The organism is Halopseudomonas salina (genome assembly GCF_008641105.1).
The window spans coordinates 123,637-145,821 of record NZ_VTTI01000005.1; the positions used below are offsets into that span (position 1 = coordinate 123,637).

Sequence of the window (22,185 nt, forward strand, 5' to 3'; positions counted from 1 at the left end):
AGATAGCCATTAAACCTGCAGCAAAAGAGAGTGAGATGTGAGCGCAAAAGACCAGGACTTCACGATTGTAGATACGCCGGATGCGGCTGTTGATCGACTGGCTCAGCTATTTGAGCAGGCTACCGGTGCGTTGCGGGTAGCGCTTGATGACTATCTGCGCGACCGCAGCCGGCCCAGTGAGGAGCAGTTGCGGCAGTTTCGTTATCCGGAGCTGCGCCTGACCTACGAATCCCAGGGCGAGGCTGCCGCGACGGTCCGCGCCTACGCCAAGGTACAGGTGCCGGGTGTCTACAGCGTCACCGTCACTCACCCTGAGGATTTTCGCCGCTATCTTCTCGAACAGTTGGGCCCTTTGATGCGTGATTTCACCCTGCAGGTCGAGGTTGGCGTCAGCGATCAGGCGATTCCTTATCCCTACGTGCTTGAATACGCTGACCTTGCTGCATCGGGCGTAACGCCCAACGAGCTCGCACGGATTTTTCCCAGTACTGACCTCTCGGCGGTCACTGACAGCACGGCAGATGGACTGTATGACTGGGAGAGTGCTTCGCGGCTGCCCTTGGCTCTTTTCGATGCGGCGCGGGTGGACTTCTCGCTTCGGCGCCTGGTGCATTACACCGGTAGTGACTGGCGGCATGTACAGCCATGGATATTGCTGACCAACTACCACCGCTATGTGGATCAGTTCATCCGCCATGGCCTGGATATGCTGGCGCAGGACTCGCGCTTTGAGCGTATGGTGCTGCCCGGCAATGTGGTAATCGAGCGGGGTATGTCCGAGGAGCACGCGCAGACATTGGTAGCGGGCGTACTCTGGCACCGCTATCAGATGCCGGCCTATCACCTGCAAGCATCCGAGGGTGATGGCATAACGTTGGTCAATATCGGAGTAGGCCCTTCCAATGCGAAGAACATCACCGATCACCTTGCGGTACTGCGACCGCACTGCTGGCTGATGATCGGGCACTGTGGAGGCTTACGTCAGTCCCAGACCATTGGCGATTACGTGCTGGCCCATGCCTACATGCGTCGTGATGGTATTCTGGATCGGGTACTGCCACCGAACATTCCCCTGCCGGCGCTGGCAGAGGTGCAACTGGCGCTGCAGGAAGCGGCGGCGCAGGTCACCGGCGAGCGGGGCGATGATCTGAAGCGGCGTCTGCGTACCGGCACAGTATTGACCTATGACGATCGCAACTGGGAGTTGCGTTGGGCTCAGGAACGTCCGCTGATCAATCAGGCCCGCGCTATAGCCGTCGATATGGAAAGCGGTACCATTGCTGCCCAGGGTTATCGCCTGCGGGTGCCCTACGGAACGCTGTTGTGCGTGTCGGACAAGCCACTACACAGTGAGCTCAAGCTTCCCGGCGCTGCGGGTGCCTTTTACGAGCGCGCCGTGACGCAGCATTTGCATATCGGTATTGCAGCTGTGGATTTGCTACGCAACCAGCTGAATGCGTTGCACTCGCGCAAGCTGCGCAGTTTTGACGAGCCACCGTTTCGTTAGACCGGACGCTGCTCAGGTCAGGCAGAATTGCTTGATCAGGCCGCGCAAAACCTTCACGGCCGGATCGATGCGGTCCATCTCCAGATACTCATCAGGCTGGTGGGCCTGATCGATGTCGCCGGGGCCAAGTATCAGCGTTTGCATGCCGAGACGGTTTAGGTAGGGGCCTTCTGTAGCAAAGGCCACGCTTCCGGCGGTATAGCCAGTGAGCTGCTCGCAGGCCTTGACGATCGCTGCGTCTGCTGCGGTTTCGAATGGTGGCACGCCGGGAAAGAGCGGGTTATAACTGATATCCACCTGCTGCTCTGCAGCGATTATCTTCAGTTGCTGGCGAATATCCGCGCGCAGTGCGTCCGGGTCCATGCCCGGCAATGGGCGGATATCGAATTCCAGAGCACATTTGCCACAGATGCGGTTGGGGTTGTCGCCACCATGAATGCAGCCCAGATTCATGGTCGGAACCGGCACGCCGAACAAAGGGTCGTTCCAGCGCTTTTGCCATTGCTTGCGCATGCTCAGCAAATCGCCGATGACCCGGTGCATGGCTTCCAACGCGTTACTGCCCAGGGAGGGGTCCGACGAGTGGCCGGACTGGCCCGCGATGTCGATGCGCTCCATCATGATGCCCTTGTGGACCCTTACTGGCTTGAGCCCTGTTGGTTCGCCGATGACTGCGTGACGCGCGTTGGACAGGTCACTTGCGGCCAGCGCCTGGGCGCCACTCATGGAACTCTCCTCGTCGGCGGTGGCGAGAATGATCAGTGGATGCTTGAACTGGTGGTCGGTGTATTCCTTGAGCGCCTCTATGACCAGCGCAAAGAAGCTTTTCATGTCGCAACTGCCCAATCCATACCAGCGACCATCCGCTTCGGTCAGTTTGAAAGGGTCGTGCTTCCAGAGTTCGGGGTCGCAGGGCACTGTGTCCGTATGGCCAGCCAGCACCAGCCCGCCAGGACCTGATCCCAGTGTGGCTATGAGATTGGCCTTGCCAGGCTCATCGGGTATTGGCTGAATTCGACAGCTGAATCCCAAGTCCTCAAACCAGGCGGCGAGCAGGTTAACCACGTCGAGGTTGGACTGATCGAGCTCCGGTTGGCTGCAGCTGATCGATTGGGTCTGGAGCAGGGCATCGAACTGTGCCCTGAGAGAGGGAAGAGCCATAGAAACTCCTGGCGGTCTGAGCTGACTGATTCAGGTCAGCTTAGCCCGCCAGGCTTTCAGCGTCAGCCGAAAATGCTGCTGAGGATAAAGAAAAACACAATTGAGAGTGCGGCACCGGCGGGCAGGGTAATGACCCAGGAACTGAAGATGGTGCCAATCACGCGCAGATTCAGAGCGCCGATCCCGCGCGCCATGCCTACCCCCAGCACCGCCCCGACCAGGGTGTGGGTGGTTGAAATAGGTAGGCCAATGCCCGAGGCAGAAACCACTGTGGTGGCGGTTGCCAGCTCCGCGGCGAACCCGCGGCTGGGCGTCAGCTCGGTGATGTGCCGCCCGATAGTGGCAATGACCCGGTAGCCATAGGTAGCCAGACCGATAACGATACCCACCCCGCCCAGCAACAGGACCCAGGCCGGCACGACTGAGCGCGCAGCAACTTCGCCACCGGTCTGCAACACGCCGACGATTGCCGCCAACGGGCCTACCGCATTGGCGACATCGTTGGAACCATGGGCAAAAGCCATGGCGCAGGCGGTGAAAATCATCAGGACCGCAAAGACCTTCTCCACACTGGCGAAGTGGAAATCCTTGTCCGCTGCTGGGTCGGCCTTGATCCGCGTCAGCAGAATCATGCCCAGCGCCATCACCAGAACCCCGACGCCGATGGCAAGAAGAAAGCCCTGGAAGTTGCTGATATCCAGGCCGACATGTTTGAGTCCCTTGGTCAGCGTCATAAGGGTGACTACAAAGCCCACTGCAAACATGTAGATGGGGACGTAGCGTTTGGCGTTGGTGAACGGATCATCGGTGTTGAGGATCAGCTTGTGCACGCTCATGAAAATCATGAAAGCGACAATGCCCGACAGCAGCGGAGAGATAACCCAGCTGGCGACGATGGGCACCACTCCGCCCCAGTTCACCGCGTCCATCGAAACACCCACAGCGCCAAAACCGATGACAGCGCCGATAATCGAATGCGTAGTGGATACCGGCCAGCCCTTCAGCGAGGCGATGAGCAGCCAGGTCCCGGCGGCCAGCAGTGAGGCCATCATGCCGAAGATCATCTGTTCGCCGCTGATCAGGTCCGAATCGAGAATGCCGCTACGGATTGTCTGGGTAACCGAGCCGCCAGCCAGATAGGCACCGAGAAACTCGAAGACGATGGCAATCATGATTGCCTGTTTTATGGTCAGCGCGCGGGAGCCCACGGAGGTCCCCATGGCGTTGGCGACATCATTGGCGCCAATGCCCCAGGCCATGAAAAATCCGAACAGGCAGGCAAGTATCAGCAGGATGGTGCCGTATTCTGCAATAAGGGTCATGTCGGAGTTACTCTGTTTGGGTGCATGAAGAGACTGACCACTAGCGGGCCATCAGTTGTTCCAGGCGGTTGCCGACGCGCTGAGCGCGGTCTGCAACATCGCCGATCCATTCGATGATCTGGTAGAGAAACATCACGTTGACTGGGGGGAGTTCGCTTTCCAGTTTGAACAGGTCTGCACGTAACTTGATCTGTAGCGTGTCGGTGTCGTGTTCGATGGCGTCGAGCTCTTCGATCAGGCTTTCCACCAGGGCCACTTCGCGGCCGGAAAATCCGGTTTCCAGCAGCTCGTCCAGCTCGTTCATGGCCTTTAGCGCCTGTGCTACGGCATCCACCGAACGCTGGACGAAGGTCTGGAATACAGGCCGAATCGGCGCGGGTATTTCCATCTGACGGCCGAGCATCAAGCCGGCTATATCCTTGGCGCGATTGGCCACTTTGTCCTGTACACTGAGTAGCTCCAGCAGGTCTGAGCGTGGCACCGGCAAAAACAGACTTTTGGGCAGGTGTACCCGGACATCTTTCTTCAATTTGTCGGCATCGCGCTCCAGCTGGGAAATGTGCTGCTGCAGGCGTTCGGCTTCGGTCCAGTCATTAGCCGCTACGGCGTCCATGAAAGGCACCAGTTGGGCTGCACACTCATGAGCCTTGACCATATGGTGCTGCATCGGGCCAATCGGCGAGCGGCCAAACAGGCTGAGAAAGGGGTTGCTGGGCATGAGGCCTCCGGGATGTATTTGCCGCGAGATTATAGGCGCTGAGCGGTCAATCGTCACCAGAGCGTCATGTTAACGTCATTTAAAAGTCATAAATGACCCTGGCAGCACATCACTTCTGTTGCCTGTCTCACGCGTTGCGTCCTGCGCCTGAGCCGTAAAGAATTCCGACATTGGACCCTCTCCCTGTCCAGTGTGCTTGTTGAATACAATCGAGATCATGGAACACCCGATGGCCAAAGAAACCGAAATCAAGTTGCGCACTACGCCCGAAACCCTTGAAGCCTTGCGCGCGCATCCATTGCTGGAGGCCCGCCGCCAGGGCGAGTGGCAATCAGGGCCCTTGCTCAACCAGTACTACGATACCCCCGAGCGGGATCTCTCCGGGGCGAAGGTTGCATTGCGGATGCGTCGCGACGGTGATCGTGCGATTCAGACTCTCAAAAGCAGAGGGCAGAGCGTGTCGGGTCTGTCCGAGCGTAACGAATTCGACTGGTACCCCGACAAGCCGGAGCTTGACGTATCCCTGCTGGATGACAGCTGTTGGCCCCAGGCGCTGGCCGATCTGGACAAGAGTCTGTTGCAGCCGATATTCACCACGGATTTTCAGCGTACCAAGGTACTGCTGCGCTGGGAGCGTGAATCGGCAGACGGAATGGAAGTCGTCGAGGTAGAAGCCGCGCTGGACCTGGGTAAGGTAGTAGCTCAGGAGCGCGAAGAGATCATTTGCGAGCTGGAGCTGGAAGTTCGTCAGGGCCCAGCAGTTGCGGTTCTTGAACTGGCCCTGGAGTTGGCCGGAGATCTGCCGCTGATGCCTTGTGACATCAGCAAGGCCGAGCGGGGTTACCGGCTCTTCGATCAGGCCAGTTACGATCTGCGACTTCAATCCCCGCAATGGACGGCTGAGTCGACAGTCGATGAGGTCATCGCCGGCTCGACCCGGCAGCTGCTGGGGCAAAGCCAGCGCCTGGCAGAGCAGTACCGCTATTCCCAACAGTGGCGCCTGTTTCGCGACATGACTACGCATCTGGCAGCGTTACGTGCGTCTTTTGGCGTTTTCGATCTGGCCTTGCCCAAATCGAGCGCGCAACAGTTCACCCGGCCGCTCGACTCTCTGCTTGAGCGTTTCAGGCCATTGGTGCTGGCAGGCTGGGCTGATGATGATAGTGGGCGCAGTGCCCGTGATCAGGCGCCGGATGTATATGCTGGTGCCGTGAATGAGCTCGCCTGGGGTCAGTTGTTTATCGGTCTGGCATTATGGCTGGAGCAGGCAGCTTGGCAGCATAACCGGCCGCCCAAGGGCGATCGCATTGGAGCGCTGCCACTACCGCACTGGTTGCTCGCAGCCGTGGCCAAGGAAATCCAGGAGCTGAGAGTACCGCACCATAACGATCCGGACGGCGCCGTCAGCCAATGGCAGGATCAGCAGCCGCGGCTGGGCCGGTTGTACTATCTTCTATCCCAGTTTCGCCAGTTCCTGCCGGTTCCGGAGCCTGACCGTCTGTTTGGCGAACTGAACAAGCTGCAGGCATTGCTTGAGCAATATCCGTCCATCGACGACGAGCAGAGGCCCTTGTTGCTGGATGCATTACGTAAACAGGGTCAGCGTTTGCGCAAGCTCAACGCCTGGCGCGAGCTGAATGCCTGAGCACAATGCCATCTGGTGATACGGGGGATGCGTGGAGAAACTGAATCAACTGGCGATACCCGGAAGTGACCGCCCGCTGGATCTGGGCGATTTTCTCAATGTGCTGGCGTCCCAGGGACGCCTGAGTATGGACACCGCGGAGCAGCTGAGCATGTTGCGCCGCGCTGCTACCGGGGAGACTGCCAAGCTGCACCCGCTGGAGTTCATTGCCGCGCAGGCGCCAGAGGATTTGTCCCGCCCTGGCAAGATACTCGACCTGGAGACTCTCTCGCGCTGGCTTGCTGATGAGGCGGAGCAGCCGTTCTATCGTATCGATCCGCTGAAGATCAACGTGGCAGCGGTTACTCCATTGATGTCCTTCGCCTTCGCCCAGCGCCATCGCATTCTTGCGCTTGAGGTCAACGAGCGCGAGGTGGTGATCGCCAGTGCGCAGCCCTTCGTCAGCAGCTGGGAAACCAACCTGGTGCACGTGCTCAAGCGTGAGATTCGGCGGGTGGTGGCCAGTCCGGCGGATATTCAACGTTATTCGGTGGAGTTCTTCAGACTCGCACGGTCGGTAACCGGGGCCAACGCCACGGATCAGAAAAGCAGCGCGATAGGCAACTTCGAACAGTTGCTCAATCTCGGCAGCATGGGCCAAGAGCCTGATGCCAATGATGCTCACGTGGTCAATATCGTCGACTGGCTGTTCCAGTACGCCTTCGAGCAGCGCGCCAGCGATATTCATATCGAGCCGCGGCGCGAGGCGGGCAGTGTACGCCTGAGGATCGACGGTGTGCTGCACACGGTTTATCAATTCCCGCTGCAGGTGTCGGTTGCGGTCGTCAGTCGGCTGAAAACCCTGGGGCGCATGAATGTGGCGGAAAAGCGCAAGCCACAGGATGGCCGGATAAAGACCAAGTCGCCCCAGGGCAATGAAATAGAACTGCGCCTGTCGACCCTGCCCACCGCCTTCGGTGAGAAAATGGTCATGCGGATCTTTGATCCCGACGTGCTGTTGCGCAGCTTCGATCAGTTGGGATTTTCCTCCGAGGATCAGCGACGCTGGCAGGCAATGGTCGGGCAGCCCAACGGAATTGTATTGGTTACCGGGCCAACCGGGTCAGGCAAAACGACCACCCTGTACACCACCCTCAAGCAGTTGGCCACGCCCGAGGTGAACGTATGCACCATCGAAGACCCGATCGAAATGGTCGAGGACAGCTTCAATCAGATGCAGGTGCAGCACAATATTGATCTGGATTTTGCGGGTGGCGTACGCGCCCTGATGCGCCAGGATCCGGACATCATCATGGTGGGTGAAATTCGCGACCTTGAGACTGCGGAAATGGCCATTCAGGCTGCGCTCACCGGTCACCTGGTGCTTTCGACCCTGCACACCAATGACGCACCCAGTTCGATCAGCCGGCTTATCGAGCTGGGTGTGCCGGCCTATCTGATCAAGGCTACGGTGCTTGGGGTCATGGCGCAGCGTCTGGTACGAACCCTGTGCAACCACTGCAAGGCGCCGGCCGAAGTGGATGCTGATGCCTGGACAGAACTGACTAGGCCCTGGAATGCGCCGCTACCCACTCGCGCACATCGTCCGGTAGGTTGTCCGCAGTGTCGAGAAACCGGTTACCGCGGACGTGCAGGGGTTTACGAGTTGATGACCCTGAGTGACGCGCTCAAACCCCTGGTGCAAGCCGATATCGACCTGAACGCTCTGCGCCGGCAGGCCTACAAGGACGGCATGCACAGCCTCAGGTTGTCGGGTGCGCAAAAGGTCGCGGCCGGCGAAACGACCATCGAGGAAGTGCTGCGAGTGACGCCCAGCAGTCAGCAGGCCTGAGCACTGCTCGTCGCAGTGCTGCCGAGTGGGTAGAATGCGCGCACTGATGTTAATGGGATCCCTTAGATGAATTACCGCCATAGCTACCACGCCGGAAACCATGCCGATGTTTTCAAGCATGCGGTGCTGCTGCGCATGTCGCAGCTCATGCAGCGTAAGGAGACGCCCTACTGTTATCTCGATAGCCACGCGGGCACTGCGCTCTATGATCTGCAGGGTGAGGCGTCCGGCAAGACCGGGGAGTATCTCGAGGGTATAGCTCGCCTGTGGGGGCGAAAGGACCTTCCGGCGTTGCTGCAGGGGTATGTGGACAGTGTGGGTGAGCAAAATCAGGACACTGATTTGCGTTACTACCCCGGCTCACCTCAGCTGATCGCTGCTGGACTGCGCGAACAGGACCGGATGATCCTGAGTGAGCTGCACCCGGAAGATGCCGCTATTTTGCGCGAGCATTTTATCGGTGATCCCCGCGTCGCAGTTCACCAGCGTGACGGTTATGAGCTGGCCAAGGCGTTCTTGCCAGTGGCCGAAAAACGCGCGCTCTGGTTGCTGGATCCGCCTTTCGAGCGAGGTGACGATTTTGATCGGTGTCTGACTGCCATGCAGGTGGCGATCCAGCGGATGCGCCAGACGGTCATAGCCCTCTGGTATCCGATCAAGGACGAGCGCCTGTTGCGTGACTTCTATCGACAGACTGCAGCTGCAGGACTGCCGAAGGTCCTGCGAGTCGAGCTGACCGTCCGCCCGGCTGATACCTCTTTGGGGCTCAATGGATCAGGCCTCATACTGGTCAATCCGCCATGGCCGCTCTGGGAGGAACTGGAAGAGGTATTGCCCTGGCTCGCCAGTCAGTTGGCACAGTCGGGCAGTGGCGCATGGCGCCTGGACTGGCTGGCAGGTGGCCCCTGAGGTCCGGAATTCGACTCGGTCCCGGTCACCGGTGCCGCCCGAGACTGGCAAAAACGGCTCTTTTGGCTAGGCTTACCTGTGTAGACGTGGGCGCCGTCGGATATCCCCGTGAGGGCGGACACTTATAGAGAGCGAAATCTGCGCCGGAACATATCGCATCTTTTGGTGTCCATGTATTGTCCGGCTCACAAGGCCGGACAATTTCGTTCCAGGATCTCAACTTTAAGGAGCTCGACCATGGCTGAAGCTAAAAAGAGTACACCGGTAACCGACAATTCGACGGTTAATAGCGAAAAAGACGCAGGTAAGGAGGCAGTTATGGCAGCCTATAGCAATCTGGTAGAAGCCAAGGAACACTTCAAGCACGCAGCAGAAGCCGCGGGCCTGGATCTGAAGAACGAAGCGTCGGATCAGTTTTTGAAAGGCAAGGCGAAAGCGGGTGAACTGAGCAGTCAAGCCAACAGCTACGTTCAGGAAAAACCCCTCACCAGTCTGGGTATCGCATTTGCGGCCGGCTTCCTCATTTCGCAGCTGTATAGCAGGAAATGAGCGAGATCCCAGGCGAAACCAATCTGCAGAGTGGCGATCCTGGGAGAGGCCCCGAGCCTGGGCAGGATGAACTTCAGGCCTGGTTAGACTGGTTCAAACATGCGGCCTCGGCCGGGGGTGATCTGGCAAAGCTGGCGAAATTGGAGCTGAGCCTTGCCCTGGGCGACACCAAAAGGATTGTGCTGCTTGCCTTGGTGGCTGTTCCTCTGGTCGTGCTTGCCTGGTTGGGGCTTTCCATCCTGGTGGCCTGGCTGGTGTTTCTGCCGGTGCAATCGGTGGGGGCCGCGATTGGGATATTTATTGCAGTACAGATCATCCCTCTGGCGATTATCCTGTGGTGCATCAAACGGTATAGTAAAAGCTGGGCCTTCGCGGCAACCCGCGAACACCTGCAGGCGTTCAAGGAGGGTGCTGAGAGTGCCGCGAAAACAACTGATTGAAGATATTCGCCAGCTGGATGGCAAGCTGTCACTCGAGCAAAGTCTCCTCAAGCTGAATGGGCGGGAACGTGTTGCGTATCTGCGCAGCCTCTCACCATGGCTGCTCATCGGTGCTGGTGCGGCGGGTGGAGTAGCCCTGGGCCTGCTTGGTAGCAATGGTAGGTCCAAGCTGATGTCCGCTGGCATGACTGGGGTGCATCTCTGGCGATTGAAATCGTTGGCGAGCTCTCTGGCTGGCGGCGGCGAAGCGGAAGTGGCTAATGTAGCCGTCTTTGGAGGAGACATCGCTTGACCACCGCCGATGGCGGTGATCTACCCAGCAAAAAGCGGCAGTTTGATTCCCGGGAGGCTGGTGCTCAGGGCAAGTCGCCTATGTACAAGGTGACGCTCTGGCTCCTGGCACTTGCTCTTCTTTATACCCTCTATTTCGCCAAATCACTGTTGATGCCCCTGGTCGTGGCGTTGCTTTTTGCGCTCTTGCTCAGCCCGTTGGTGGCGGTGTTGAAACGTCTCTACGTGCCCAGAACACTGTCGGCAATCCTGATTATCTGTGCGATTGGCGGGCCCTTCACTTTGTTGGCCATCGAGCTTGCCGAGCCTGCGCAAAAGTGGGCCAAGCAACTGCCCGAGCTATCCGAGCGCCTTACCAAGCAACTCGATAATCTGACCGAGTCATCCAAACCGGTTTCGATTCAGAGTGCCGTGCAGGAAGAGGAGTCGGATGGATTCAGCTTCTTCGGACTCTTTGAACGAGAGAAAAAACAGCCAACCCCACCCCCGGTTTCACAGTCGTCCGATGATGTAGGGGAAAGCGTCAGCAAGCATGTAAAGCAGGGTGGTATGGAGTTGATGGTGGCTATTCTGGCAGCCACGCCCGTTATGATTGCTCAGCTCCTCACCTGCGTTATTCTGATTCTCTTTCTGCTGATATTCGGTCCGCGATTATTCAATGCGTATATTCATATATTCGTGCCACCGGACACGCGTGAGGAAAGGGTCAATCTCGTAGGTACCATCCAGCTTGAGCTATCACGGTATATCGGCACGGTCAGTGTGATTAATGCTGGGCTCGGTATGACAACGGGGCTGGCGCTGTGGCTCTTCGGAGTGGAAGACGCTCTGCTCTGGGGAGTACTGGTCGGTTTGCTCAACTTTGCTCCCTACGTAGGGCCTATCTTCGGCATGGCCATGCTCTGTCTTGCGGGGCTTGCCCAGTATGGTCCGGTAGCCCTGGCGGCGTTGCCGGTGTTGATCTATTTTTCCATCAATCTTCTCGAGGCGCAGTTTGTCACGCCCCTGGTGCTGGGTAAGAATATGCGCCTGAACCCCTTGATACTGATTGTCTGGCTGTTCATCTGGGGCTGGTTGTGGGGCGCGGTGGGTGTGTTGATCGCAGTACCCTTGCTGGTCTGTATCAAGCTCGCGGTCGGCAAGCTGCCAATGACTGATCGCTGGGTAAGGCTCATAGAAACCCGGGCCTGAGGGCGTCGGCCTGAGGTTCGCTCGGGCGGGTTGAGGGTTGGGTTTCAGGCCGGTTTGGGTGGCTGCCGGACCAGGGCGAGTGCTGACACAATCAGAACCCCACCCAACAGCATGGAGAGGGTGGGCTGCTCGGCAAACAGAAACCAGGCAAACAAAATGCCGTAGACTGGTTCCAGCGCGAAGAACAGCGAAGCCACCCTGGCTTTGAGAACCTGCAAGCTGGCTACAAATAGCCCGTGGGCCAGCCCGGTGCATAGCAAGCCGAGCAGGGCGATCCACAGCCAGTCCAGAGGTGCCATCTGGCCGACGGCCATTGGCGCGAAGGGTAACAGGCACCCCAAGATCACCAGGTTTTGCCAACAGGCAATCTGCACAGGGTGTAGGTCGCCAGCGGTATAGCGATTGCCTACCGAGGCGCCGGCAAAGCAGAGGCCCGAGAGCAGCGCCCAGAGCAGGCCGGCTGTCGCCTGGTTGCCCAGGCTGAAGTCGGGCGTAACCAACGCCAGGCCGATACAGATTAGCACGACCTTGAGCAGGTCCAGACGACTTGCCGACTCCTTCCACAGCAGCCATTCAAGCATGACAACAAAAGCCGGAAAGCTGGCAAACCCCAACGTGGCTATGCCAACACCAGCAATTTTCACCGCGTGAAAAAAGGTCATCCAGTGTACGCCCAGCAGAATGCCGCAAGCTGCCAGCTGCATGAGGCGCGTTCTGTTAATGCCGCGCAAGATGGGAGAGCTGAATATGCGCGCAAAGATCAGTAGCGCGAGCACTGCAAAGAATGCCCTGCCCAGCACTATGGCGATGGGCCCCGCCTGGGTGAGTTTGCCAAAGATGCCGGTAAGTCCGAACATGAGCGCGGCGACGTGCATGCTGGCGATCGCCCGGCTCGTTGTCATCTGCATGCTGTCATCCTGGTTCGTCAATGGTGGTCTGGCCGCGCAGTCTACCCAGCGCTGCCAACCTGGCCAAGCTACAGCTATGGCCGCACAGTTCACCGCCGCGGTGGGTAGATGTTACATTGGCATCATTTGGTAACATTCAAACAAGAGCAAGGGTCCCGAATTGAGTGATCAAACCCACGGTCTGGCGCAATGGACGGCTCGCCTGAATAATGCCGAACTGCCTGCAATGGCAGTGGTAGTACATGACTTGCTGCGACTTTCCCAGTCGCAAACCGCTTCGGTCAGGCAACTGGCGGAAGTTCTTCTACGTGATGCCTCACTTACTTCCAAGGTGCTGCGGGTCAGCAATAGCGTTTACTGTAATCCGGGCCGTGAGGTTATCCGCACGATTTCCCGAGCTGTTGTGGTGATCGGCTTCGACCAGGTGCGGATGATCGGCCTGTCAGTCAGCCTGCTCGATGGTCTGCTGAAGGACTCGCCGCGTGAACAGCTGCAGTCACTTTTGGCGCGTTCCTTTCACGGTGCAATGCAGGCGCGCAATCTTGCGGACTACAGGGCCTTGCCGGAAAAGGAAGAGATTTTCATAGCGACACTTTTGCGCCACCTCGGCGAGATGGCGTTCTGGAGTCACGGCGGCAAACAGGCTGACCTGCTTGCGGACGCGCTCGCGGTGCCTGGGGTTGACCGGGACAAAACGGTAAAGCGTGTAGTAGGCGCCAGTTTTGATCAGTTGACCTTCGGTTTGCTCAAGACCTGGAATATGGGTGAGATCGGTCAGTTGGTCAAAGCCAGTCATAGCTCCTCCGGGCCTGCCGCGCGAGCAGTTACTTTGGGCTCTGCCATTGCCGAGGCTGCCCGAGAGGGTTGGGCAGGGGAAACAATGCAGGCCTTGCTGGATCCGGTTGCGGAGCTGACCGGAACCACTCGCGAAGAGGCCATGCAGCAGATTCTGGCCAGTGCTGACGAGGCGGTCCGGGTCGCTGGCACTTGCTCCAACGCCGACCTGGGAGCATGGATACCCCGTACCGATGACCTCCCTCTGGATCTCTCCGAGTTGCTACAGATGGATGCTGTGCCCGCGCAGTCGGCACGCACAGCGGTACAGGAGCCCCTGTTGCAGCCAAATGTAGAGATGCTCAAGCTGTCGGTGCAGAACATGATGCTGATGACCAAAAGCCCGATCAATCTCGAAAATACCCTGACCGGTGTGATCAATGGAATGCACTTGGGAGCTGGGCTGGAGCGGGTCATGCTTGCTGTTTTGGCGGATAACCAGACGCGTTTTCGGGCACGGCGAGTAGCCGGTAAGGGAACCCAGAGCTGGGCCCAGGATTTCAATTTGCCCTGTGTGGTATCCAATCCTCATATATTCAGTTACGCGTTGCAAAACAACGAAGTGATTTGGATGGGTACGCCGACTAGCAGCGGCTTAAAGGATTTGATTACGTCCGACATTACCAGCTGGCTGGGTGAGGGCCCGTTCTTTATTGCGCCGGTAATCGCCGGCACCCGGCGAATTGGCATTCTTTATGGCGATATGCGACTGTCGGGAAGGCCCTTGACCAAGGCTCAGTTCACGGCTTTTCAGCGTCTGACCGAACTCACTGGAAGCTGCCTGAAAGCCCTGAGCGGGCGCGGCTGATCAACTACCCTGCATGCATATACCTGTACCGGCAAGATTGCAGTAGCCACCCGGATTCTTGTGCAGGTATTGCTGGTGGTAGGGTTCTGCATAATAGAAGGTCGGGGCCGGAATGATCTCGGTAGTGACCGCATCCATGCCGGCTTGCAATAACAGATCGGCGTAATTGGCCTTGCTGACTTCTGCCGCCGCCTGCTGTGCCGGAGTACTCAGGTAAATGCCCGAGCGGTACTGTGTGCCGGTATCGTTGCCCTGACGCATGCCCTGGGTAGGGTCATGATTTTCCCAGAAAGTCTTGAGCAGCTCCTCGAAGCTCACTTCCTCCGGATCGAAGACCACCAGAACCACTTCGTTGTGACCGGTCATGCCCGAGCAGACTTCCTCGTAGGTGGGGTTGGGAGTCAGCCCTGCGCAATAGCCGACGGCGGTGGTGTGCACCCCAGGAATCTTCCAGAACAACCTTTCCACTCCCCAGAAGCAGCCCATGCCAAAGATGACCTGCTGCATCCCCGCTGGAAAAGGGGCATGCAAGGAAGTGCCGAGCACGGTGTGGATCTGGCTGGTCTGGATGGCTTCATCCCGGCCTGGCAGGGCCTCTTCAGCGGTGGGCAGGCGCATTTTATGTTCGGGAATACGGCGGAAAAACATGGGCGACTCCGGGCAGAGGGGCAGGGCGAATTTGAATTTCATGGTGCGCCTGGCAGTGACTACCTGTCCAGCCGCGGATTCATTGCTGTGTGTGTCCTGTCAGATGCTCAGGTCAAGCGCCTGGAGCAGGTCAGGAGGCAGCTTGCCCGTCGCGACAAAGTGCGGGTTGAGCCAGGTGTCTCGAGCCGGATAGCCGAAACGCTGTCCGTCCAGGCCGAGAACCTGCCCGCCGGCGCCTTCGAGCACCGCCTGGGCTGCGGCTGTATCCCATTGACTGGTAGGGGCGAACCGCGGGTAGAGATCGGCGTTGCCCTCGGCCAATAGGCAGAACTTGAGTGAGCTGCCGATATTCACCAGATCGATCTGCTGTAGTGATGTCAGGCGGCTGAGCAGTGCTTCTTGTTCCGGACTGGTGTGTCTGCGACTGGCAACCACTGTCAAAGTCTCGCTCGTACTGCGGCAGCGGATAGCTTCGGCGGGCTCCCTGCCGGAGCGGCGCCATGCACCGAGCGATTGGCCTCCCCAATAGAGATTGTCACGGGCTGGCACGCCTACCACTCCAAAACGGATCTGCCCCTGCTCTATCAGCGCTATGTTGACGGTGAACTCATCCGTGCCGGCAATAAACTCCTTGGTACCGTCTAGCGGATCGACCAGCCAGAACCGTTGCCAGTGTTGCCGCTCAGTCAGGGGCACTTGCGCGTCTTCCTCAGATAGTACCGGGATCTCGGGCGTTAGCTGGCGCAGGCCCTCCAGAATCAGGTGGTGTGCTGCAAGATCCGCTGCGGTCACCGGAGAGTCATCGGATTTGGCGGTAACCTCAGGCTTCTGACGCCACCATTTCAATGTTTCCCGTCCCGCCCGCTCGGTCAGCGCCAGTAGTGCATCGGTATTGAAGGGCAGGCTGTCGAGTGAGCGGGTCATCTGTGCAGCTCTCCGCGCTGCTCGAGCAGGTCGCGCACAAGGTATAGTGCGGCGAGGGCGCGGCCTTCTGTAAAGTCCTCACGTGCAGCCAAGTCGCTGAGTGCGTAGAGGTCGACACTGTCGACCCGCATGGGTTCGGGTTCGTCACCCGGCAAACGCTTTTCGTAGAGGTCGCGGGCCAGCACTATGGCAATCTGCTGACTCATGTAGTTGGGAGACAGGGAGAGGTGGGTCAGATATTCCAGGCGGCGGGCGCCAAAGCCGGCCTCTTCCATCAATTCACGGTTAGCGGCATCAAGTACATCTTCGCCAGGTTCCACCAGGCCCTTGGGGACGGACATCTGGTAGTTGCCCATGCCGCCACAATATTCCTCTATCAAGACCACCCGGCGCTCGTCCTGCATGGCTATCACCATCACCGCCCCATACCCCTGGCTGCGGTTGACCAGGCGCTCGTAGGTGCGCTCGACGCCGTTGCTGAAACGCAGTTGCACCTGCTCGACGGTAAATAGTCTGCTCTTTGCGACGATCTGCGCCTCGAGGGTTTCGGGCAGTTTTGGCATTGGGTGCTCCGTGGTTAACAGCGTTTGGCTTGGGTATCATAGCGGCACATGTCACCAAAGCCCAAACGCCCATGCTGAACTGGAACAACATCGATACCGTCCTGCTGGATATGGACGGGACCCTGCTGGACCTGCATTTTGACAACCACTTCTGGGTCGAGTATCTGCCGCAGCGTTACGCCGAGCATCATGGTCAGTCGGTCGAGTGGGCCAAGGCCGAGATTTATCCTCTGATGAAGGAAAAGCAGGGGCAACTGGACTGGTACTGCCTGGATTTCTGGACCCGTGAGCTGGCCATGCCGATCGTTGAGCTCAAGCGCGAAGTAGCGCACCTGATCAGCCTCAGGCCTGACGCGGAAGTATTTCTGCGGGCGCTACAGGCCAGTGGCCGTGATGTGATATTGATCACCAATGCGCACCGTGGCTCCCTGTCATTGAAGCTGGAGCGCGTCGAGTTGCGAACCTACTTTCAGCGTCTGATCAGCTCCCATGACTTCGGTTTTCCGAAAGAGGCGCAGGCTTTCTGGGTTGCATTGCAAGCTGAAGTCCCCTTTGATCCGCAGCGCACGCTCTTCATTGATGACAGCCTGGGAATTCTGCGAGCTGCCAGGGACTACGGTGTCAGCCACCTGCTGGCGGTCAGGCAGCCAGACAGTCGCGGAGCCTTGCGTGATACCGAGGAGTTTGATGCCGTGGAGGACTACCGCGATCTGGCGGCAGCCTGCCAGGGCTAATATTGTTCAGCCTTCGCCCTTGGTCCGGGTCTGATTGGGCTTGGCGTTCTTTTCAATGTACTCGATGATCAATCCGGCGATATTGCGGCCGGTGGTTGACTCGATACCCTCCAGCCCCGGGGAGGAGTTGACCTCCATGACCACCGGGCCATGGTTGGAGCGCAGAATATCCACACCTGCGACGTTAAGGCCCATCACCTTGGCAGCGCGTACTGCGGTCATGCGCTCTTCCGGGGTGATCTTGATCAGGCTGGCGCTGCCGCCGCGATGCAGGTTGGAGCGAAACTCGCCAGGCTTGGCCTGGCGTTTCATTGCTGCGATGACCTTGTCGCCCACGACCAGGCAGCGAATGTCCGCTCCGCCCGCTTCCTTTATATATTCCTGCACCATGATGTTGGCCTTCAGGCCCATGAACGCCTCGAGCACTGATTCAGCAGCCTGCTCGGTTTCGCACATCACCACGCCAATGCCTTGCGTGCCTTCCAGCAGCTTGATAACCAGCGGCGCGCCGCCGACCATGCTGATCAGGTCCGGTATGTCGTCGGGTGAGTGAGCGAAACCGGTGACCGGCAGGCCAACCCCCTTGCGGGCCAGCAGCTGCAGTGAGCGCAGCTTGTCCCGGGAGCGGGTGATGGCGACTGATTCGTTCAGGGGGAAAACGCCCATCATCTCGAACTGGCGCAATACCGCCGCGCCATAAAAGGTAACCGACGCACCAATGCGCGGAATGATCGCATCGAAGCCTTCCAGCTCGGCGCCCTTGTAATGGATGGTCGGCTTGTGACTGGCGATGTTCATGTAGGCGCGCAGGGTGTCGATAACGCGCACCTCGTGGCCGCGTTCGCGTGCCGCTTCGACCAGTCGGCGGGTGGAATACAGGTTGGCGTTACGCGACAGTACCGCAATCTTCATGGTGGTTCCTTCAGGGGGTTACGGCGAACAGAGAGGTTTGGGGTTTTTCCTGGACAAATCGGCGGCCGGGATCAATTACCAGCTCGCCTTCCAGCATGGCGGTACAGCCCATCAACACGCGATAGCGCATGGATTTACGGCAGGTGAGCGTGAAATACACCGACCAGCAACGGTCACCGAGTACCAGTGGCGTACGTATGACATGACGCTCCTGCAAATGACCATTGGAGCTGCGGATGGATTTGTATTCCACCAGTTCCGCCTCGCAGCGCTGGGCCCGTTGTTTCTTCTGGCTACCAATGTGCGCATTGAAGCGCACCCAGGTTGCACCTTTGCGCTCGAACGTCTCGATATCACTGGCATGTAATGCCGAGGTTCTTGCCCCGGTATCTATTTTTGCCATGATCTGGTCGATGCCAAGCTCGGGCAGGCCAATCCACTCGCGCAACCCGATAACATTAAGGTGATCAAAAGTTTTCAAGCAGACAGCTCCTGGTGCATTTGGCGCGCATCATGGGGCAAGTCATGGGCGACGACAAGCCTGATACACTCGGCCTGAATGAGGAGTACAGACCCTATGGGCGATGATAGCAAGGTACGGTTGGATAAATGGCTCTGGGCCGCTCGATTTTTCAAGACTCGAGGTCTGGCGAAGGCGGCCATAGAAGGCGGCAAGGTGCAATGCCGGGGTGAGCGCTGCAAGCCCAGTAGAGAGCCGAAGGTGGGTGAGCAATTGCAGATACGTCAGGGCTTCGAGCAGCGTACGGTGACTATTCTCGAGCTCAGCGGCCAGCGGCGTGGGGCTGCTGAGGCGCAGTTGCTTTACGAAGAAACGGCCGACAGTCTTCGCCAGCGCGAGGAAGCTGCAGCCAAGCGCAAGGCCATGGGGCCCGGTCTGCTGATCAGTGAGCATCGCCCGAACAAGAAGCAGCGCAGACAGATCCATCAGTTTCGCAATGCACGCAATTCACCCGAGGATGGGTGAAGGGGTATAATCGCCATTTGCCAGGGGCTGATCATGGCGTATCAAGATACCACCCAACGTTTTCTGTTTGAAAACGCCGACGTGCGCGGCGAACTGGTCGCGCTGGAGACCAGCTACCGCGAGGTGCTGGCCAAGCACGACTATCCCGAGCCGGTTCGTGAGCTACTGGGCCAGATGCTAGCTGCGGCGGTGTTGTTGTCGACGACTATCAAGTACGACGGCCTGCTGATACTGCAGGCGACTTCTTCGGGTCCTGTTTCGACACTGATGGTCGAGTGCGCCAGTGACCAGGCCGTGCGAGGGATAGCCCGGTACGATGTGGATATGACCGATGGCAGTCTGGCCGATCTGATGCCCGGCGGCATCCTGGCCATTACCGTAGATCCCCAGGAGGGACAGCGCTACCAGGGTATCGTCTCCCTTGATGGGGCCACCCTGGCCGAGTGCCTTAACGGCTACTTTGAAAACTCCGAACAGTTGCCGACCAGGTTCAGGTTGCAGGCCGACGGGCGCTCTGCCAGGGGATTGTTGCTGCAGGCGCTGCCTGCCGATCGTCAGCGGGATCCGGAGCAGCGCGCAGCAACATGGGAACACCTGAATATTCTTGCTGACACGCTCACGGCTGAAGAGCTGCTGTCCCTCGATAACCAGACAATTCTGCGCAGGCTCTTTCACGAAGAGGACGTACGATTGTTCGATCATCAGGCGGTGCGATTCGAGTGCAGCTGTTCAATGGAGCGCTCGGGTAATGCCCTGGTGAGCCTGGGGCGAGATGACGCCATGGCATTGCTCGATGAGCAAAACGGTGAAATCGAGATCGACTGTCAATTCTGCAATACCCGCTATCTGTTTGATCAGGCCCGCCTGGAGGCGCTGTTTCACTCGGCACAGGAGCATGCCAGGCGGTTGCATTGATCAGCGAAGGCGAAATACATGCATTGCAACTCAAGTAGATAGTCAACGGCTATGGTCATGATGAATAACGAGTGCTGATCAGGTTTAGCGCGGCTGGTTTTTTTTTGGCATAATGGCGCGCCCGCGCGCTGACCTGGCGTACACACGAAGAGCTGAGGCCGATCTGTCGGTCCCATGGAGATTTCGGCCCACGCCGAACGAGGATGAGGTTTGATGACGCACAGTAACCATACGGTTTATACCGACCTGAGTATTCCACACCTCGTTGAGCTGGCTATTCAGCGTAACGAAGGTCAGTTGGCCGATAACGGCGCGCTCGTGGTCAAGACCGGTGAGCGCACCGGCCGTTCACCCATGGACCGCTTCATTGTCGAGGAGCCATCGACGCAGGACTCCATCGCCTGGGGCCCTATCAATCGTCCGTTTCCGGCTGACAAGTTCGATGCCTTGTGGAAGCGCGTTGCAGGCTATCTGGCTGAACGCACCAGTTTTGTGTCCCACGTGCATGTTGGCGCCGATCCTGAGCATTATCTGCCTGTGGTGATGGCTACTGAAACAGCCTGGCACAACCTGTTCGGGCGCACGCTTTTCATCAACCCGGAAGAGTTCAATCCGGCTGCCAGGGACCGTTGGCATATCATCAATGCGCCGCATTTTGTTTGTGAGCCCGAGCGCGATGGCACCAACAGTAATGGTTGCGTGATCATCAACTTTGCCGAGCGCAAGGTGCTTTTGGCTGGCATGCAGTACGCCGGTGAAATGAAGAAGGCGATGTTTTCGGTACAGAATTTCCTGCTTCCGGCCAAGGACGTTTTGCCTATGCACTGCGCCGCCAACGTCGGCGACGAAGGTGATACCACGCTGTTCTTTGGTTTGTCCGGCACTGGTAAGACCACACTCTCTGCTGACCCTGCGCGTAATCTGATTGGTGATGACGAGCACGGCTGGGCTACCGGTAGCGTGTTCAACATCGAAGGTGGTTGCTATGCAAAGTGTATCGACCTGTCGGAAAAGAATGAGCCAGTCATCTGGAAGGCGATCAAGTTCGGATCCATTATCGAGAACGTGGTCATCGATCCTCAGAGCCGGACTGCGGACTACGCTGATGTCAGCCTGACCCAGAATACCCGGGTTGCCTACCCGCTGAAGCACGTTGAAAAGCGTGTTGAAGCAAACCGTGCCGGTGAGCCGAACGCGATTATCTTTTTGACCTGCGATCTTACCGGTGTGCTGCCCCCTGTATCGATTCTGAACAACGAGCAGGCCGCCTACCATTTCCTCTCCGGTTACACCGCTCTGGTCGGCTCGACCGAGATGGGTTCCGGCGATGGCATCAAGTCGACTTTCTCCACCTGTTTTGGTGCGCCATTCTTCCCGCGGCCTGCCGGCGAGTATGCCGAATTGCTGATCAAGCGGATCAACGCCTTCGGCAGCAAGGTGTACCTGGTTAATACCGGTTGGACCGGGGGCAGCTACGGTACCGGCAAACGCTTCAGCATTCCTACCACCCGCGCAATCATCGCGGCTGTGCAGTCCGGTGCGCTGATTGGTACCGAAACTGAACACCTGCCAGTGATCAACCTCGATGTGCCAACCTCGGTACCCGGTGTCGATACCCATTTGCTGAACCCGCGTAATACCTGGGCAGATCCGTCCGAGTACGACGCGGCTGCACAGGCCTTGACTAAATTGTTTGTCGACAATTTCAAGAAGTTTGATGTTGCGCCCGAGATTGTTCAAGCGGGCCCGCAGCTCTAAGCCGCCAGGCGCTGCGTTGTAAAGCAAGACCAAGCCCGCCATTGGCGGGCTTTTTTGTAGGCGGGAGCGGGCCTCTGAGGAGGCTGGCTGCTATTTCGGCTGCTTTGGAGTGTGGGCTTTGCACGCTATTGGCTGGCCACTACCCAGGCTTTTTCAAGATAGTGTCCATAACCGCATTTTTAGGGTTGACAGTCTGACTGCGCCCGGTAAAATGGCGCGCCTTGGCAGGGGATATGTAACGACAGTTACTGCCCAAGTCAGGTTGTTTTAGGTAATTCCGCGATAGCTCAGTTGGTAGAGCAAATGACTGTTAATCATTGGGTCCCAGGTTCGAGTCCTGGTCGCGGAGCCATCTAGAACCGGATCGGGGTATAGCGCAGCCTGGTAGCGCGCCTGCTTTGGGAGCAGGATGTCGAGAGTTCGAATCCCTCTACCCCGACCACTTTTTTCCCGGATGTGTCGCTTGACATGTCCTTTGAGTACCGGGTCGTTAGCTCAGTTGGTAGAGCAGTTGGCTTTTAACCAATTGGTCGTAGGTTCGAATCCTACACGACCCACCACTCACTCCCTTTCGCTTCAATCATCCACGCAAAAAATATTCATCGGCATTTGGCCGACCTTTCCCGTGTCTG

Annotated in this window: 22 protein-coding genes and 3 tRNA genes; 16 read left to right on the top strand and 9 right to left on the bottom strand. The window is 58.2% G+C overall.

All coding sequences use genetic code 11. The features are described 5' to 3' along the window. Positions 1 to 37 precede the first annotated feature (37 nt). Positions 38 to 1,507 carry an AMP nucleosidase gene (gene amn, locus FZF01_RS09905; RefSeq protein WP_150278012.1) on the top strand — a complete coding sequence of 490 codons (1,470 nt, stop codon included), beginning with the start codon at positions 38 to 40 and terminating at the stop codon, positions 1,505 to 1,507. Between the two features lie 12 nt (positions 1,508 to 1,519). Here the strand turns inward: amn and argE are convergent, their stop codons facing one another. The 3 genes from argE to FZF01_RS09920 form a co-directional block, all read right to left on the bottom strand. Next, complete coding sequence (argE, locus tag FZF01_RS09910; RefSeq protein ID WP_150278013.1) at positions 1,520 to 2,668, bottom strand: acetylornithine deacetylase; 1,149 nt, start codon at positions 2,666 to 2,668, stop codon at positions 1,520 to 1,522. A gap of 62 nt (positions 2,669 to 2,730) precedes the next feature. Next, on the bottom strand, positions 2,731 to 3,990 hold the full coding sequence (locus FZF01_RS09915) for an inorganic phosphate transporter (RefSeq protein ID WP_150278014.1): 1,260 nt from the start codon (positions 3,988 to 3,990) through the stop codon (positions 2,731 to 2,733). A gap of 40 nt (positions 3,991 to 4,030) precedes the next feature. Next, complete coding sequence (locus tag FZF01_RS09920; RefSeq protein ID WP_150278015.1) at positions 4,031 to 4,708, bottom strand: TIGR00153 family protein; 678 nt, start codon at positions 4,706 to 4,708, stop codon at positions 4,031 to 4,033. Positions 4,709 to 4,937: 229 nt separating this feature from the next. Here FZF01_RS09920 and FZF01_RS09925 point away from each other — a divergent pair, with 229 nt between their 5' ends. From FZF01_RS09925 to FZF01_RS09955, 7 genes are all read left to right on the top strand, one after another. Next, positions 4,938 to 6,353 carry a CYTH domain-containing protein gene (locus FZF01_RS09925; protein WP_150278016.1) on the top strand — a complete coding sequence of 472 codons (1,416 nt, stop codon included), beginning with the start codon at positions 4,938 to 4,940 and terminating at the stop codon, positions 6,351 to 6,353. Between the two features lie 40 nt (positions 6,354 to 6,393). Beyond that, on the top strand, positions 6,394 to 8,184 hold the full coding sequence (locus FZF01_RS09930) for a GspE/PulE family protein (RefSeq protein ID WP_223825478.1): 1,791 nt from the start codon (positions 6,394 to 6,396) through the stop codon (positions 8,182 to 8,184). A gap of 66 nt (positions 8,185 to 8,250) precedes the next feature. Then, entirely contained in the window at positions 8,251 to 9,093 is an 843-nt protein-coding gene (locus FZF01_RS09935) for a 23S rRNA (adenine(2030)-N(6))-methyltransferase RlmJ (RefSeq protein ID WP_150278017.1), read from the top strand. A 237-nt stretch (positions 9,094 to 9,330) separates the two neighbouring features. Next, entirely contained in the window at positions 9,331 to 9,642 is a 312-nt protein-coding gene (locus FZF01_RS09940; protein WP_150278018.1) for a DUF883 family protein, read from the top strand. Further along, positions 9,639 to 10,082 (top strand): hypothetical protein, encoded by a 444-nt coding sequence (locus tag FZF01_RS09945; protein ID WP_150278019.1) that lies wholly within the window; start codon positions 9,639 to 9,641, stop codon positions 10,080 to 10,082. Before FZF01_RS09940 ends, FZF01_RS09945 begins: the two co-directional genes overlap by 4 nt. Continuing rightward, positions 10,060 to 10,374 (top strand): hypothetical protein, encoded by a 315-nt coding sequence (locus tag FZF01_RS09950; RefSeq protein ID WP_150278020.1) that lies wholly within the window; start codon positions 10,060 to 10,062, stop codon positions 10,372 to 10,374. Before FZF01_RS09945 ends, FZF01_RS09950 begins: the two co-directional genes overlap by 23 nt. Continuing rightward, the gene (locus FZF01_RS09955) at positions 10,371 to 11,564 is read left to right on the top strand and encodes an AI-2E family transporter (RefSeq protein WP_223825467.1); all 1,194 of its coding nucleotides are present in this window, start codon (positions 10,371 to 10,373) and stop codon (positions 11,562 to 11,564) included. Before FZF01_RS09950 ends, FZF01_RS09955 begins: the two co-directional genes overlap by 4 nt. Positions 11,565 to 11,608: 44 nt before the next feature. Here the strand turns inward: FZF01_RS09955 and FZF01_RS09960 are convergent, their stop codons facing one another. Next, complete coding sequence (locus tag FZF01_RS09960) at positions 11,609 to 12,472, bottom strand: DMT family transporter (RefSeq protein WP_223825468.1); 864 nt, start codon at positions 12,470 to 12,472, stop codon at positions 11,609 to 11,611. Between the two features lie 160 nt (positions 12,473 to 12,632). Between FZF01_RS09960 and FZF01_RS09965 the strand changes: the two genes are divergently transcribed. Continuing rightward, complete coding sequence (locus FZF01_RS09965) at positions 12,633 to 14,114, top strand: HDOD domain-containing protein (protein WP_373286450.1); 1,482 nt, start codon at positions 12,633 to 12,635, stop codon at positions 14,112 to 14,114. Here FZF01_RS09965 and msrA read toward each other — a convergent pair whose 3' ends face one another. From msrA to nudE, 3 genes are all read right to left on the bottom strand, one after another. Beyond that, positions 14,115 to 14,762 carry a peptide-methionine (S)-S-oxide reductase MsrA gene (gene msrA / locus FZF01_RS09970; RefSeq protein WP_150278199.1) on the bottom strand — a complete coding sequence of 216 codons (648 nt, stop codon included), beginning with the start codon at positions 14,760 to 14,762 and terminating at the stop codon, positions 14,115 to 14,117. Positions 14,763 to 14,861: 99 nt separating this feature from the next. Beyond that, positions 14,862 to 15,686, bottom strand: a complete 825-nt coding sequence (cysQ, locus tag FZF01_RS09975; protein WP_150278021.1) for a 3'(2'),5'-bisphosphate nucleotidase CysQ — start codon at positions 15,684 to 15,686, stop codon at positions 14,862 to 14,864. Further along, on the bottom strand, positions 15,683 to 16,249 hold the full coding sequence (nudE, locus tag FZF01_RS09980) for an ADP compounds hydrolase NudE (RefSeq protein ID WP_150278022.1): 567 nt from the start codon (positions 16,247 to 16,249) through the stop codon (positions 15,683 to 15,685). The genes cysQ and nudE overlap by 4 nt, the downstream gene beginning before the upstream one ends. 71 nt (positions 16,250 to 16,320) lie before the next feature. Between nudE and yrfG the strand changes: the two genes are divergently transcribed. Then, positions 16,321 to 16,983: a GMP/IMP nucleotidase gene (gene yrfG / locus FZF01_RS09985; RefSeq protein WP_150278023.1), complete on the top strand. Its 663-nt coding sequence runs from the start codon at positions 16,321 to 16,323 to the stop codon at positions 16,981 to 16,983. Between the two features lie 6 nt (positions 16,984 to 16,989). Here yrfG and rimK read toward each other — a convergent pair whose 3' ends face one another. Together rimK and rimB are read right to left on the bottom strand one after the other, a co-directional pair. After that, the gene (gene rimK / locus FZF01_RS09990; RefSeq protein ID WP_150278024.1) at positions 16,990 to 17,895 is read right to left on the bottom strand and encodes a 30S ribosomal protein S6--L-glutamate ligase; all 906 of its coding nucleotides are present in this window, start codon (positions 17,893 to 17,895) and stop codon (positions 16,990 to 16,992) included. 10 nt (positions 17,896 to 17,905) lie between these two features. After that, positions 17,906 to 18,376, bottom strand: a complete 471-nt coding sequence (rimB, locus tag FZF01_RS09995; RefSeq protein WP_150278025.1) for a retropepsin-like aspartic endopeptidase RimB — start codon at positions 18,374 to 18,376, stop codon at positions 17,906 to 17,908. A gap of 96 nt (positions 18,377 to 18,472) precedes the next feature. Between rimB and FZF01_RS10000 the strand changes: the two genes are divergently transcribed. The 6 genes from FZF01_RS10000 to FZF01_RS10025 all read left to right on the top strand — a co-directional run bounded on the left by FZF01_RS10000 (position 18,473) and on the right by FZF01_RS10025 (position 22,113). Continuing rightward, on the top strand, positions 18,473 to 18,880 hold the full coding sequence (locus tag FZF01_RS10000; RefSeq protein WP_150278026.1) for an RNA-binding S4 domain-containing protein: 408 nt from the start codon (positions 18,473 to 18,475) through the stop codon (positions 18,878 to 18,880). Between the two features lie 33 nt (positions 18,881 to 18,913). Continuing rightward, on the top strand, positions 18,914 to 19,795 hold the full coding sequence (hslO, locus tag FZF01_RS10005) for an Hsp33 family molecular chaperone HslO (protein ID WP_150278027.1): 882 nt from the start codon (positions 18,914 to 18,916) through the stop codon (positions 19,793 to 19,795). A gap of 213 nt (positions 19,796 to 20,008) precedes the next feature. Next, a complete protein-coding gene (locus tag FZF01_RS10010; protein WP_150278028.1) occupies positions 20,009 to 21,553 on the top strand; it encodes a phosphoenolpyruvate carboxykinase in 1,545 nt (514 codons plus the stop codon). 276 nt (positions 21,554 to 21,829) lie between these two features. Then, positions 21,830 to 21,905: transfer RNA gene (locus FZF01_RS10015), tRNA-Asn, on the top strand. 13 nt (positions 21,906 to 21,918) lie between these two features. Next, a tRNA-Pro gene (locus tag FZF01_RS10020) sits at positions 21,919 to 21,995 on the top strand. A 42-nt stretch (positions 21,996 to 22,037) separates the two neighbouring features. Next, a tRNA-Lys gene (locus FZF01_RS10025) sits at positions 22,038 to 22,113 on the top strand. Positions 22,114 to 22,185: the final 72 nt, after the last annotated feature.